Source organism: Bordetella genomosp. 11, from assembly GCF_002261215.1.
In the GTDB taxonomy this organism is placed as follows: domain Bacteria; phylum Pseudomonadota; class Gammaproteobacteria; order Burkholderiales; family Burkholderiaceae_B; genus Bordetella_C.
The window spans coordinates 1,240,678-1,254,991 of the sequence record NZ_NEVS01000001.1 but is presented as its reverse complement, the minus strand read 5'-3'; the positions used below and the strand labels follow the sequence as shown (position 1 = coordinate 1,254,991).

The 14,314-nt window shown below is 67.9% G+C and carries 10 protein-coding genes; 7 read left to right on the top strand and 3 right to left on the bottom strand.

Annotated features, from left to right (window positions below; translation table 11 throughout):
* Window positions 1-114 precede the first annotated feature (114 nt).
* Genes uvrA through CAL28_RS05610 form a run of 3 tightly spaced genes read left to right on the top strand, consistent with a single transcriptional unit; the run spans window position 115 to window position 7,676 of the window.
* Window positions 115-5,859 carry an excinuclease ABC subunit UvrA gene (gene uvrA / locus CAL28_RS05620; RefSeq protein ID WP_094840661.1) on the top strand — a complete coding sequence of 1,915 codons (5,745 nt, stop codon included), beginning with the start codon at window positions 115-117 and terminating at the stop codon, window positions 5,857-5,859.
* A 9-nt stretch (window positions 5,860-5,868) separates the two neighbouring features.
* The gene (locus tag CAL28_RS05615) at window positions 5,869-7,008 is read left to right on the top strand and encodes an aminodeoxychorismate synthase component I (protein ID WP_094840359.1); all 1,140 of its coding nucleotides are present in this window, start codon (window positions 5,869-5,871) and stop codon (window positions 7,006-7,008) included.
* The gene (locus CAL28_RS05610) at window positions 7,005-7,676 is read left to right on the top strand and encodes an aminotransferase class IV family protein (protein WP_254925995.1); all 672 of its coding nucleotides are present in this window, start codon (window positions 7,005-7,007) and stop codon (window positions 7,674-7,676) included. Before CAL28_RS05615 ends, CAL28_RS05610 begins: the two co-directional genes overlap by 4 nt.
* Before the next feature lie 43 nt (window positions 7,677-7,719).
* Here CAL28_RS05610 and CAL28_RS05605 read toward each other — a convergent pair whose 3' ends face one another.
* The 3 genes from CAL28_RS05605 to CAL28_RS05595 are packed head-to-tail and all read right to left on the bottom strand — an operon-like array spanning window position 7,720 to window position 10,772.
* Window positions 7,720-8,571, bottom strand: a complete 852-nt coding sequence (locus CAL28_RS05605; protein ID WP_094840660.1) for a tRNA threonylcarbamoyladenosine dehydratase — start codon at window positions 8,569-8,571, stop codon at window positions 7,720-7,722.
* Between the two features lie 51 nt (window positions 8,572-8,622).
* Complete coding sequence (locus CAL28_RS05600; RefSeq protein ID WP_094840357.1) at window positions 8,623-9,291, bottom strand: response regulator; 669 nt, start codon at window positions 9,289-9,291, stop codon at window positions 8,623-8,625.
* An 8-nt stretch (window positions 9,292-9,299) separates the two neighbouring features.
* Window positions 9,300-10,772, bottom strand: coding sequence for an ATP-binding protein (locus CAL28_RS05595; RefSeq protein ID WP_094840356.1), 1,473 nt, complete (start codon window positions 10,770-10,772; stop codon window positions 9,300-9,302).
* A gap of 253 nt (window positions 10,773-11,025) precedes the next feature.
* On the opposite strand from CAL28_RS05595, the gene CAL28_RS05590 reads away from it, so the two are divergent.
* The 4 genes from CAL28_RS05590 (at window position 11,026) to CAL28_RS05575 (ending at window position 14,311) form a co-directional block, all read left to right on the top strand.
* Window positions 11,026-12,234 (top strand): MFS transporter, encoded by a 1,209-nt coding sequence (locus CAL28_RS05590; protein ID WP_440588351.1) that lies wholly within the window; start codon window positions 11,026-11,028, stop codon window positions 12,232-12,234.
* Entirely contained in the window at window positions 12,227-12,913 is a 687-nt protein-coding gene (locus CAL28_RS05585) for a gamma-glutamylcyclotransferase (RefSeq protein ID WP_094840354.1), read from the top strand. The genes CAL28_RS05590 and CAL28_RS05585 overlap by 8 nt, the downstream gene beginning before the upstream one ends.
* A 142-nt stretch (window positions 12,914-13,055) precedes the next feature.
* The gene (pdxH, locus tag CAL28_RS05580) at window positions 13,056-13,697 is read left to right on the top strand and encodes a pyridoxamine 5'-phosphate oxidase (RefSeq protein ID WP_094840353.1); all 642 of its coding nucleotides are present in this window, start codon (window positions 13,056-13,058) and stop codon (window positions 13,695-13,697) included.
* A gap of 95 nt (window positions 13,698-13,792) precedes the next feature.
* On the top strand, window positions 13,793-14,311 hold the full coding sequence (locus CAL28_RS05575) for a flavin reductase family protein (protein WP_094840352.1): 519 nt from the start codon (window positions 13,793-13,795) through the stop codon (window positions 14,309-14,311).
* The last annotated feature ends 3 nt before the right edge of the window (window positions 14,312-14,314 follow it).

Below are 14,314 nucleotides of genomic sequence, written 5' to 3'. Positions count from 1 at the left end.
TTATTCCACAGCCGGGAGGCGCCAGCCAAGTGCCCGGCTATCCCGGGGCGCCTAATCCCCACCCGCCGCAAGGCATAGCCGGGCACCTATTGACACCCAGGCTACGATATGAAAATGACATCCGAAATCCGCATCGTTGGCGCTCGCCAGAACAACCTGAAAAACCTGGACGTATCGTTCGCCACCGGCGAATTCGTCGTCGTGACCGGAGTATCCGGCTCGGGGAAGAGCTCCCTGGCCTTCGATACACTCTATGCCGAAGGGCAACGGCGCTACGTCGAGACGTTCTCCCCCTACGCCCGTCAGTTCCTCGACCGCATGGACAAGCCGCAGGTCGACCGCATCGAAGGCATCCTGCCCGCGATCGCCATCGACCAGACCAACCCGGTGCGCAGCTCGCGCAGCACGGTCGGCACGATGACGGAGCTGAACGATCACCTGAAACTGCTGTTCGCGCGCGGCGCGCGGCTGTATTGCCGCGGCTGCGGCCTGCCGGTGCGGCGCGACACGGCCGATTCGATCTTCCGCTCGCTGCAGGAACGCACGGCCGGCGCGGACGACCGCCGCCTGGTCGTCACCTTCCCCATCAAGGTGCCGGCCAACTTCACCGAGGACGAGGTCCGCGGCTTCCTGGAACAGCAGGGCTACACCCGCGTCCACGCCCAGCAGGGCGAGCCGGCATTGCCGGCGTCCCACGACAAGGCCGGCGGCGACGGCGCGAAGAAAACGAAAACCAAGGCGGGCAAGGCCAAGGGCGGCGATACGGGCGTGCCGCAGCGCGTGCTGCACGTGGTGCAGGATCGCTTCCGCTTCGGATCGGTGGAACGCGACCGCGCGATGGAGGCGCTGGACACGGCCCTGCGCATGGGCGCCGGCCACCTGTCCGTGCATGTGCTGGACGACGACGGCAACGACGCGCAGGTCTGGAAATACAGCGATCGCCTGCACTGCGCCGATTGCGACATCGAATACACGGATCCGCTGCCCAGCTCTTTTTCGTTCAACTCGCCGCTGGGGGCCTGCGAGACCTGCCGCGGCTTCGGCCGCGTGATCGGCATCGACTTCGGCCTGGTGGTGCCCGACGAGAACAAGACGCTGCTGGAAGGCGCCATCAAGCCCTGGCAGACCGCCAGCTACAAGGAATGCCAGGACGATCTGCAGAAATACGCGCCCAAGGCGGGCGTGCCTCTGTCGGTTCCCTGGAAAAGCCTGACACCCGCGCAGCGCGACTGGATCCTGCACGGCGACCCGGATTTCAAGGGCGGCGGCCAGGCATGGAAAACGCAGTGGTATGGCGTGCAGCGCTTCTTCGCCTGGCTCGAAACCAAGGCCTACAAGATGCATGTGCGCGTGCTGCTGTCGAAATACCGCAGCTATACGCCGTGTCCGGTATGCCATGGATCGCGGCTGAAACCCGACGCCCTGCTGTGGCGCGTGGGCAGCAAGGAAGAGGCCGATGCCGTGCTCCCGCCCACCGAGGGCCGCTACCGGCGCTTCAAGCCCGTGCAGGCGAACTGGTCGGACGATTTGCTGAACCTGCTGGACGGGCTATCCATCCATGACCTGATGCTGCTGCCCATCGAACGGGTACGCATCTTCTTCGACCGCCTGACCTTCGCCGGCGTGCTGGATGCCGCGACCGATCTTCTGCTGACGGAAGTGCGCGCGCGCCTGAAGTTCCTCTGCGACGTCGGGCTGGGCTACCTGACGCTGGACCGGCAGAGCCGCACCTTGTCGGGCGGCGAGGTACAGCGCATCAACCTGACCACCGCGCTGGGCACCTCGCTGGTGAATACCTTGTTCGTGCTCGACGAGCCGTCGATCGGCCTGCATCCGCGCGACATGCATCGCGTGGTGGAGGTCATGCACCGGCTGCGCGATGCCGGCAATACGCTGGTGGTGGTGGAACACGACCCGCAGGTCATGGTGGCCGCCGACCGCGTCATCGACATCGGCCCGGGACCGGGCGAACGCGGCGGCCATATCGTATTCGACGGTACGCCGGCGCAGCTGCGCGAGGCGCGCACGCTGACTGGCGACTATCTGGGCGGCCGCCAGCGCGTGGAGGCGCCGCGTCCCATGCCGGTGGCGGCCAACACGCCGCGCCTGCTGCTCGAAGGCGTCAACGCGCACAACCTGAAAAACGTTTCCGTCGAAATCCCGCTGGGCCGGCTGGTATGCGTCACCGGCGTCTCGGGATCGGGCAAGTCCACGCTGGTACAGGACGTCCTGTATCCCGCCCTGCTGAAACTCAAGGGCAGGCCTTCGGAGGCGCCCGGCGCCCACGCGCGCCTGCTGGGCGCGGAGCAGATCGCCGACGTGGTGCTGGTCGACCAGGCCCCCATCGGCAAGACGGCACGTTCCAATCCGGCCAGCTATGTCGGGGCCTTCGATGCCATCCGCAAGCTGTTCGCGCAGGCGCCGCTGTCCAAGGAACGCGCCTACACGGCCGGAATGTTCAGCTTCAACAGCGGCGAAGGGCGTTGCCCGACCTGCGGCGGCACCGGTTTCGAGCACGTCGAAATGCAGTTCCTCTCCGACGTTTACCTGCGCTGCCCGGATTGCGATGGCAAACGATTCCGTCCCGAGGTGCTGCAGGTCCGCGTCGAGCATCTGGGCAAGAGCGCGTCGATCGACCAGGTGCTGGACATGACGGTCAGCGAGGCGCTGGACTTCTTCAAGGGCTTGCGCGACGTGCAGACCGGCCTGGCGCCGCTGGCCGACGTGGGCCTGGAATACGTGCGCCTGGGCCAGCCGGTACCGACCTTGTCCGGCGGCGAAGCGCAGCGGCTGAAACTGGCGGGTCACCTGGCCGAGGCCGCGCGCAGCGGAATATCGACGGCCAAGGTAGCCAAGAAAGGCAGCCTGTTCCTGTTCGACGAACCGACGACCGGCCTGCATTTCGATGACGTGGCGCGGCTGATGCGCGCCTTCCGCCAGTTGCTGGCCGCCGGCCACACGCTGCTGGTCATCGAGCACAACCTGGATGTGATCCGCGCCGCCGACTGGCTGCTGGACCTGGGACCGGAGGGCGGCGACGCCGGCGGCCTGCTGGTGGGCGTCGGCACGCCGGCCGACCTGATGAAGAACCCGGCCTCGCACACCGGCGCGGCGCTACGCGACTACGAAACGGCCATCGTGCCGGCGGCACGGCCCGGCGCCGCCGGCACGGCGCTGGCCGAACCCGCGCCCGTCTACGCCAACCGCGACGGCGGTACGCCGCTGCAGACGGCCGTACGCCGACGCGCCACGCAGGCCATCGAGATCCGCAATGCGCGCGAGCACAACCTGAAGAACGTCAACGTGGAAATCCCGCGCGACAAATTCACGGTGATCACCGGTGTGTCGGGCTCGGGCAAATCGACGCTGGCCTTCGACATCCTGTTCAACGAAGGACAGCGCCGCTACCTGGAGTCGCTGAACGCCTATGCCCGCGCCATCGTCCAGCCCGCGGGCAAGCCGGACGTCGACGCGATTTTCGGCATACCGCCGACGGTGGCCATTGCCCAGCGCACCAGCCGCGGCGGCCTGAAATCCACCGTCGCCACGATGACGGAAATCCACCACTTTTTGCGCCTGCTCTATGTGAAGCTGGGCGTGCAGTATTCGCCCGACTACAACGTGCCGGTGGAACCGCAGACGCCCGAGCAGATCGTCGCGCGCATCATGCGCGACCGTGCGGGCCAGCACATCGGCATCCTGGCGCCGCTGGTCACCGCGCGCAAGGGCTACTACACCGACCTGGCGAAATGGGCGGGTGGCAAGGGCCACACGCACCTGCGCGTCGATGGCGAGTTCACGCCGGTCAGTCCCTGGCCGCGCCTGGATCGCTACCGCGAACACACCATCGAACTGCCGGTCGCGGACGTGCAGGTCGATCCCGCCAACGAAGCCGCCCTGCGCGACGCCGTCAAGCGGGCGCTGGAGTACGGCCAAGGCGCGCTCAGCGTGCTGTGGCCGCTGGACAACCTGCGCGACAACCCCAATACCCCGCTGGAGCAGGCGCATTTCTCGACCAAGCGTACCTGCCCCATCAGCGGCGTCAGCTTCCCGGAGCTGGATCCGCGCATGTTCTCGTACAACTCCAAGCACGGCTGGTGTCCCACCTGCTATGGCGCCGGCGTGGTCATTCCCGAGTTCGACGAAGAGCAGACCGGCGAGGAAAGCTACTGGACCGACGGCGCCGGCGAGGCCCAGGTCTGCCCGACCTGCCATGGCCAGCGCCTGAACCGCGTTGCCCTGGCGGTGCGCTGGCGCGACCGCTCCATCGCGCAGCTGGCCGGCATGGCGGTCAGCGAAGCGCATACGTTTTTCGAGGGCCTGGTGCTGCGCGGCCGCGAAGCGGAAATCGCGCGCGACATCCTGCAGGAAATCCGCAGCCGCCTGAACTTCATGAAGGAAGTCGGGCTGGATTACCTGGCACTGGACCGTTCCGCGCCGACGCTGTCCGGCGGCGAAGCGCAGCGCATCCGCCTGGCCGCGCAGCTCGGCTCCAACATGCAGGGCGTCTGCTATGTGCTGGACGAACCCACGATCGGCCTGCATCCGCGCGACAACCGCATCCTGCTCGATGCGCTGGGCAAGCTGGAGGGCAACGGCAATACGCTGGTGGTGGTCGAACACGACGACGACACCATCCGCCGCGCGGCCCACATCATCGACATCGGCCCCGGCGCCGGCGTGCGTGGCGGCCGTGTGGTCGCGCAAGGCACCGCGCAGGACCTGATGGCGGCGCCCGAATCGGTGACCGGACGCTATCTGGCGCAGCCCCTGCGCCATCCCCTGCAAGGCCGGCGGGCCGTCGAGAAGGACACGCCCTTCATCGAAATCCGCAACGCGCACCTGCATAACCTGCACAACGTCAATGCACGGCTGCCGATCGGCCGGCTCAGCGTGGTGACCGGCGTGTCCGGTTCGGGCAAGTCCACGCTGGCGCGCGAAGTCCTGCTCGACAACCTGCTGCACGCCGTATCGCAAGGCAAGGCGCCGGCCTGGAAGGGCTGCACCGGCATCGTCGGGTGGGAAGTGCTGGACCGGGTTCTGGAAGTGGACCAGACCCCCATCGGCAAGACGCCGCGCTCCTGCCCCAGCACCTACATCGGCTTCTGGGACGAAGTACGCAAGCAGTTCGCCGACACGCGGGAAGCCCGCATGCGCGGCTGGACCCCGGCCCGCTTTTCCTTCAACACCGGCGACGGCCGCTGCCCGATCTGCGAAGGCCAGGGCATGCGCACCATCGAAATGAACTTCCTGCCCGATGTGAAGGTGCCCTGCGACGCCTGCAACGGCGCGCGCTTCAATGCCGATACGCTCTCCGTGCAGTTGCGCGGCAAGCATGCCGGCGAAGTCCTGTCCATGGAAGTGGACGACGCGCTCGCCTATTTCGAGGCGCACCCCAAGGTGCGGCGCCCGCTGCAACTCATGCAGGACGTCGGGCTGGGCTACCTGACGCTGGGCCAGCCTTCGCCGACACTGTCGGGCGGCGAGGCGCAGCGCATCAAGCTGGTCACGGAACTGTCCAAGGCGCGCCTGACCGAAGGCGTCATTACCACGGGCCGCGCGTCGCGCGCGCCGCATACACTGTATGTGCTGGATGAACCCACGGTGGGTCTCTCCATGGCGGATGTGGAAAAGCTCATCCATGTGCTGCATCGCCTGGTGGAGGCCGGCAACACGGTGGTGGTGATCGAACACAACCTGGACGTCATCGCCGAAGCCGACTGGTTGCTGGACCTCGGCCCCGAGGGCGGCACCGGCGGCGGCCAGCTGGTGGCGCAAGGATCGCCGGAGCACGTCATGTCCCTGCGCGACCGTTCCCATACCGGCCGGGTGCTGGCCGAGTTCCTGGAGCGCCAGTAGAGGTCGACGATGTTTTGCCGTTTCGAAGACCGTCTCGCGGGACGGGCATTGCAGCTGGACGGAGCGCGCGACCGCATCGAGGCGCGCGCGCCGGAGCAGCTGCAGCCGGCGCTGGACGCCATCGAACGCGCGCGGGGAGAAGGCCGGTGGGTCGCGCTGCTGCTGGATTTCGAGCTGGGCGAATGGCTGCTGCCGTCGCCCGCGGGCACGCTGCCGAACCCGCCTGTTCCGCACGCACCGGCGCAACCGCTGCTGCGCGCGCTGGTGTTCGATGCCGCGCGCCATGAGGTGCCCTGGCAGGCCGGCGCGGATGCGCCCGGCGGCATCGATGGCATCACCCCGCGCCTGGACCGCGCGAGTTATCTGACGCGCATCCAGGCCATCCGTCAGGGCATCGCGGAGGGGGCCTTCTATCAGGTCAACTACACGATGCCGCTGGACATGCGCGTGCACGGCGACAGGCGCGCGCTCTATGCGCGCATCGCGCGGCGCAATCCGGTCGCGCACGCGGCCTACATCGAGGACGGCGACCGGACGGTCCTGTCGTTCTCCCCCGAACTTTTCGTGGCGCGGCGCGGCGACCTGCTGACCACCCGTCCCATGAAGGGAACGGCCCCGCGCGATCCCGACCCCGTGCGCGACCAGGCCCTCGGCCAGGCGTTGCTCGCCAGCGAAAAGAACCGCGCCGAAAACCTGATGATCGTGGACTTGTTGCGCAACGACCTGGGCCGCATCGCGCAGCCCGGCAGCGTACGGGTGGAAGCCCTGTTCACGCTGGAACGCTATCCCACCGTATGGACCATGACATCCACCGTCACCGCGCGTGCGCCGCGGGCGGACCTGGGCGATGTCCTGCGCGCGCTATTCCCCTGCGGTTCCGTCACCGGCGCGCCGAAGATCGCCGCCCTGGCCCATCTGCGCCGGGCCGAGATCGCGCCGCGCGGGCTGTATTGCGGCAGCATAGGCTGGCTGGCTCCGGACGGCGACTTTTCCCTGAACGTGGCGATTCGCACGCTGGTCGTGGACGCGGATGGCCGGGGAGTCTATGGTGTGGGCGGCGGCATCGTGCATGATTCCGATCCGGACTCGGAATGGCAGGAATGCCTGTGGAAGGCCCGCATACTCGACCCGGAGCGCGTCCAGCCATGACTCCCGTTCAACCCATGTCTCCCACACCCCGCCCCGATCTGATCGAAACGATACGCGTCGACGAGAACGGCCATATGGCGCTGCTCGACCGGCACCTGGAGCGGCTGCGGACATCCTGCGCGGCCCTCGGACATGCCTGGGATGCCGGCCATGTCCGCGACAGCCTGCTGGCCGCCGCGCACGCCGCCGAAGGCCCCGGCCCCCACCGCCTGCGGTTGCTGCATCACGCCGACGGCACGCTCACCCTTCGTACGTCCCCCCTGCCCGGCCTGCCCGCGCCACAGGGGGTGTGCCTGTGGACGACGCGCCTATCCTCGAGCGAGTCGCTGCTGCGGCACAAGACCACGCACCGCCCCTGGTACGACGCCATCACGGAATGGCTGGCGCGGCACCCGGACATCTTCGATGCCCTGTTTTGCAACGAGCGCGGCGAACTGTGCGAAGGCAGCCGCACCAATGTCTATCTGCAAATGGGCGGGATCTGGTTCACGCCTCCCATCGCCAGCGGCTGCCTGCCGGGCGTGCAGCGTGCCGCCCTGCTGGATGCCGGCCGGGTACAGGAACGCGTTCTTTACGAGGACGATGTGCCGCGCGCAAGCCGCATCCGCCTGTCCAACGCGCTGCGCGGGTGGATGGATGTGGAGTTCCGCCTGGGGGCGAAGGCATAGGCGCCAGGCCGTCGGGGCCCCGCGGCGCCCGATGCCGCCGCTGCTAGGGCCGTGCCAGTACCTGCCGCAGCGCCTGGTCCGCCGCCGCCATCCCCATCGTGGCGGTAATCGTGACCGACGACCCGTAACCGGCACAGGACAGCCCTTGCGGGGCCAGGGGCTGCACCATGGCGCCGACATCGTCTTCGGCCTCCGCGCCGGCCGTCCACGCGGCGGGAAGAATAGCCGGCTGGTCGAACCACAAGGCCCGCACATGCATCTTCGGTGTACGCGCGGGCGCCTTGCCCGCCTTGGGCGACGCTTTGGGATAGCCGTGTTCGCGGCGCAGTTTGTTGCGCAGCTTGGCCAGCAAGGCGTCATTGCACGCCTGCGATAAATCGCCCGCGCGCAGCGCCAGGGGATCGGTCTTGCCGCCGGCGCCGCCGCACACCAGCAAGGACAGGCCGCGCCGCCGCGCGTGCAGGATCATGGCGATCTTGGCGGCCGCCTGGTCGGTGCAGTCCACCACCGCGTCATAGCTGTCCGCCAGCAGCTCCCCGACATTGTCCGGCGTCACGAAATCGTCGATCTGCGTCACGGCGCATTCGGGATTGATGCCCGACACCCGTGCCGCCATCGCCGCCACCTTGGCCTGCCCCAGCGTATCGGTCAGGGCGTGGATCTGGCGATTGACGTTGGACTCGGCGATATGGTCCAGGTCCACCAGGACAAGGGCGCCGACACCGCTGCGGGCCAGCGCCTCGGCCGTCCACGAGCCGACGCCGCCCAGGCCGACCACGGCAATGCGCGCGGCGCGCAGTCGATCGGGTGCGCCAGGGCCATAAAGCCGCGCCAAGCCGCCGAAACGGCGCTCCGCGTCGATATCGCAAACCAGGGAGTCGGTGGGTGCAGTCATGATGGACGGCATTTTCTCATGCCGCCGGCCTGCGCCCCGCGGGACGCGAGGCTAGTGCATCTCCAGCTTGTACCCCACCCCGTAGATGGAGCGGATCAGGTCATGGCCGGGCAGGACCGCTTCGAACTTGCGGCGCAGATTCTTGATATGGCTGTCCACCGTGCGGTCGGTGACGACGCGGTGATCGGCGTACAGATGATTCAGCAACGCGTCGCGCGACAGGATCTTGCCTTCGGCGGCCGCCAGCGCCTGCAGCAGGCGGAACTCCACCGGCGTCAGGGCCAGGGGCTTGCCGTCCAGCGTGGCGACATGATGTTCGGGGCGGATTTCCAGCAGCGACTGCGGATGTCCGCCGTGGCCGTTGCCGCGCGCGCGGCGCAGGATGGCCTTGACGCGCGCCACGACCTCGCGCGGGCTGAACGGCTTGCAGATGTAATCGTCGGCGCCCATTTCCAGGCCGATGAGCCGGTCGATCTCCTCCACCCGCGCGGTCACCATGATCACCGGCACGTCGCTGAAGGTGCGCAGTTCGCGGCAGACTTCCAGGCCGTCGCGGCCGGGAAGCATCAGGTCCAGCAGCACCAGCTCGGGTTTCATCTGGCGGATCGCCGTCAGCGCTTCGCGACCATCGGCCAGCGATTCGGTTTCGTAGCGGGCGGCGCGCAGGTAATCGGTCAACAGCGCGGCCAGCTTGGGTTCGTCTTCTACGATCAGGATCATGGTGGCTCTCAGGACGCGGCTCCGTGGGCCGCGGGAAAAACAATACGGACACGCAAGCCGCCCAGTTCGGACGGCATCGCGTGGATGGTGCCGCGATGCGATTCGACGATACGCTGGCAGATCGCCAGGCCCAGGCCGGCGCCCCCGCTCTCGCGCGAACGTGACGGGTCGACCCGGAACAGGCGGTCGAACAGGCGCGGCAGGAACTGCGCGGGCACGCCGGGCGCGGAATCCTGGCACTCCACCGCCACCGTGCCGCTTTCCGTCCGGACGGACACCCGCACCATGCCATCCGGGTCGGTATAGCGCAGGGTGTTCTCCAGCAGATTGCTCATCAGCTGGGTCAGGCGCTGCGCATCCCCTTCGATCACGCACGCCTGCGGGCCGATATCGGCTTCCACCCGCAGGCGCCGCGCGCCCAGGCGTTCACGATAAGTCTCGACCGATTGTTCGGCAATGGCGGCCATGTCCACGGGCAGCATGCGATACGACAGCGCGCCCACGTCCGCCAGCGAAAGCTCGTACAGATCGTCGATCAGCTTGCTCAGCAACGAGACCTCCGACTGCAGCGACGCCAGCGCATCGGGCGAGAAAGGCCGCACGCCGTCCTGCAATGCTTCCATCTCGCCGCGCAACACCGCCAGCGGCGTGCGCAGTTCGTGCGAGATATCCGCGACCATCTCTCGCCGCAGGGCCTCGTTGCGTTCCAGCGTATGCGCCAGCCGGTTGAAGTCCTGGCCCAGGCGGCCCAGTTCGTCGGCGGACGTGACGTTCACCCGGGTCGTGTAGTCGCCCGCCGATAGCCTGTGCGTCGCCCCGGCCAGGCGGCGGACCGGCGCCAGGAAAATCCGCGCCAGGAAAATACTGACCGCGGCCGCCAACAGCGCCGCCAGCAGGCCGATGACCCAGGTGGCTTCCGACTGCTCGCGCTGGAAGCGCTGGTCGGCCTCGCTCGGCAGCCGGTTGGGGAACGGCGTCACCAACCACCCGACCGTCATGCCGTCCACATCCACGGGGCGCCGGGGCGCCCCGGGCGGCGGCGCCGAATAGCCGGCGACCACGCGCATCTGGTTGTCCAGCAGGGTAAACGGAAGAGCCAGGAAATCGCGGCCCCGCGCCCAGTCCGGCTCGACGAAGTCCGGCGGCGGCGGAGGCGCGAGGTTGGGATCCACTTCGGACAGCCACTCCAGCACGCCGTGGGGCGGGGGATGCCGGCGGCCGGCCGGGTCGCCGGGCGGCACCGTCAAGATATGGGTCCACAGCGAGGGATTGCCCCGCAGCGCCTCCCAGCTGCCGCGCTCGCGGTACAGGTCGGCCAGAGATTGCCGCATGCGATCGACTCGCCGTAGTTCACGTTCCTTTACATACGAAAGGAAATGGCGTTCGAAGTTCCAGCGCACCGCGCTGCCCATGGCCAACGTCACCGCCAGGCTGGTGGCGAGGATGGCGAGAAAAAGTTTGAAGGTGATGCCTAATCTCATGGCGCACGGTGCATGGGCGAGAACAAGCCGCCCCTCCCTGATAGACAGGGAATTCCGGCGAATGTTACCCACAGCGGCGGGTAAATGGCCTGCCTTGCCCCACTGTTCCACAATGTTTACGCCTTGCCACACCGCCGGCGCCTCGCGTTTGCACATTGTTGCTTAAATGTTACTGCGACCCTCCCGTGCCGCCCTACTACCTCAGGCGGCTCGACATTACACGGAGATAGGGACAGAATAGGACACATTCACCGTGTCCCAGTCAGAATCATCCCCCTCCATTGCGCCGATAGCCGCCTCCGCCTCCGGAGCGATATCGCTGTGCCTGATCAATATGCTGAATCACGTGGCATTGACGGGCGGACGTGTAACAGTTTCCCTTAGCGCAATCCACATCGGCCTGACGACCTTGACGGTCGGCGCGCTTATCGCGGTTTTCGCCGTACTTCCCATGATTTTCTCGGTAAAAGCCGGAAGATGGGTGGACAAGGTAGGCATACGGCGCCCCATGTTCATCGGCACGGGGCTGCTGGCCGTGGGCACCCTCGTGCCAGCGATCGCTTCGACGCGCATTTCGCTGCTGTTGGCGTCATGTTGCATCGGGATCGGGTTCATGTTGCACCAGGTCGCCTCGCAAAACGTGTTGGGCGAGGTGCGCGCCAAGGACCGGCTGCGCAATTTCTCGTGGATGTCGGTGGCGTTGGCGGCCTCCGGATTCTGCGGCCCGCTGGTGGGCGGACTCGCCATCGACCATATGGGCAGCGACGCGGCCTTCGCCCTGCTCGCGGCCGGCCCACTGGGCGCCGCGACCGGCCTTTACCGCCTGCGCCGGCATCTGCCGCGCAAGCGTCCCCGCGCCGGGGCGGACACCGGGAACGACGGCCGGCGCGTGACCGAGCTGCTGGCAGTGCCCCCGCTGCGCCGCATACTGCTGGTCAACACCATCCTCTCCGGCGCATGGGACAGCCACCTGTTCATCGTGCCCCTGTTCGGCGTGGCCATCGGCTTGTCCGCCACCACCATCGGGGTCATTCTTGCTTCCTTCTCGGCGGCTACCTTCCTTATCCGGCTGGCATTGCCGCTGATCCAGCGTCGCGTGCGCTCCTGGACGCTGATCCGCGTCGCCATGGGGACGGCAGCAGCGGACTTCCTGGTTTATCCGTTTTTCACCGATGTTGCGATCCTGATCGGCCTGTCTTTTACGCTGGGACTGGCGCTGGGCTCCAGCCAGCCCAGCATCCTGGCGCTGCTGCACCAGCATTCGCCACCGGGGCGCGCCGCCGAGGCGGTGGGCCTGCGCATGGCGCTGATCAATGGTTCGCAGGTCTCCCTGCCCCTGACGTTCGGCGCATTGGGCGCGGTCATCGGGATCGCGCCGCTGTTCTGGGCTTACGCCGTCATGCTGGCCACTGCCGGCTGGTTGAACCGCGCGCCTCCGGCCGGGTCCGATAGAAATGGCTGATTCCAAGTCCATTCCCGCCCTGCCGCTGCCCGGGACGCCCGATGCCGTCGCCGCGCTAGGAACCGCCGTGCCGTTCCGCCTCTGGACGCCGGAAGAGCGGCATGCCTCCATGGAAGAGGCGCTGAGACACTGGCGCGCCGATGAGGACGTGTGGATCTACGGCTACGGCTCGCTGATCTGGCGGCCGGAGTTCGAGTACCTGGAACGCCGGCTGGCGACCCTGCACGGCTATCACCGGGCGCTCTGCCTGTGGTCGCGCGTCAACCGCGGCACCCCGGAATCCCCCGGGCTGGTATTCGCCCTGGATCGGGGCGGATCCTGCCGGGGCGTGGTGTACCGCCTGCATGGGGCGCTGGTGCCGAAATTCTTTCCGCTGCTGTGGGCGCGCGAAATGTCCACCGGCGCCTACCTGCCGCGCTGGCTGTCCTGCGCGACGGACGAAGGCACCGTGCGCGCGCTGGTGTTCGTCATGGACCGCGCCAGCCCCGCCTATATCCCCGCGCTGCCCGAGGAAGAACTCCTGGCCATCGTGCGGCGCGCCAGCGGCCGCTATGGCCCCTGCATCGACTACGTCATGCAAACGGCGCAGGCGCTGACCGAGGCCGGCATCCACGACCGGCGCCTGGCCCGCGTCGCGCGCCTGCTGGCGGCGCAGCGCCATACGCTGCCGGAAGGATGATGCCCTGCCGCGCCCATGGGATCCCGGCCGGCCGCCTGGCAAGGGCGGTAAACTGCCAGCTTCTCCGCATCAGGCCAGGCCGCCCGCGCCGCTCGCCCTTGCAAGCGCGCGACGACGGATGACCATCTCCCGAGCCCCCGCCATGTCTCTCGCCGATCTGCGCCAAAGCTACGAAAAGAAAGTTTTGCTCGAAACCGACGCCGCCGCTTCGCCCTTCGACCAATTCACCGCCTGGTTCGATGAGGCCCTGGCCGCCCAGGTCCCCGAACCCAACGCCATGACGCTGGCGACGGTGGATGACCGCGGCCGGCCGGCGGCACGCATCGTGCTGGTCAAGGGCGCCGACCCGCGCGGCTTCGTTTTCTATACCAATTACGAATCCCGCAAAGGACGCGAACTCGCCGCCAACCCGCACGCCAGCCTGCTGTTCTTCTGGCAACCGCTGGAAAGGCAGGTCCGCATCGAAGGCTCCATCGAAAAAACCTCGGCGGAAGAATCGGATGCCTATTTCCTCAGCCGGCCACTGGGCTCGCGCCTGGGCGCCTGGGCTTCCCACCAAAGCCAGCCTGTCAGCCGGGAAGCGCTGGAAGCTTCCCTGCGCGACTGCGAGCAGCGCTACGGCGATGCGCCGCCGCGCCCACCGCACTGGGGCGGCTACCGCCTGGTGCCGGACCGCTTCGAGTTCTGGCAGGGCCGGCCGTCGCGACTGCACGACAGGCTGGTATACGAGCCCAGCGGCGCCGGCGACGGCCAATCCTGGCGCATCGTCCGCCTGTCCCCCTGACCGCGGCCGCCGTTGCGGCCCCACCAGCAACCGCCCGGACCGCGGGTCCAGTTCCCATACACGCCCCGCCGCCCAGCCTCCACGACGTACCGCGCATGTCCGCATCTTCACCTGACTTCGACGCCGCCTACTTCCGCACCGCGCTGGGCCGCTTCGCGACCGGTGTCACGGTGGTTACCGCCACCGGGCCCGACGGCAAGCCGCTGGGGCTGACCGTCAGCTCCTTCAACTCCGTCTCGCTGGAGCCGCCCCTGGTGCTGTGGAGCCTGTCGGCAAGTTCGCGCTCGCGGGACGCCTTCATGGGATGCGAACGCTATGTGGTGAACGTACTGGGAGCGGACCAGCTGCACCTGGCGGAGCGCTTCGCGCGCGGCAGCGTGCTGGAGCGCTACGCGGGCATGCGAGAGACTTACGCGCCGGGCGGGACGCGCATGCTGGGCGATCACTGCGCCGCCTGGTTCGAGTGCTACAACCGCAGCCGCTATGAGGAAGGCGACCACATCATCATGGTGGGCCAGGTCGAACACTGCGGCCACAGCGGCGCCCTGCCGCTGGTCTACCATGCCGGCGGCTTCGACCTGACGCCGGACCCTGCGGCAGCGGAACGGGAATAGGTT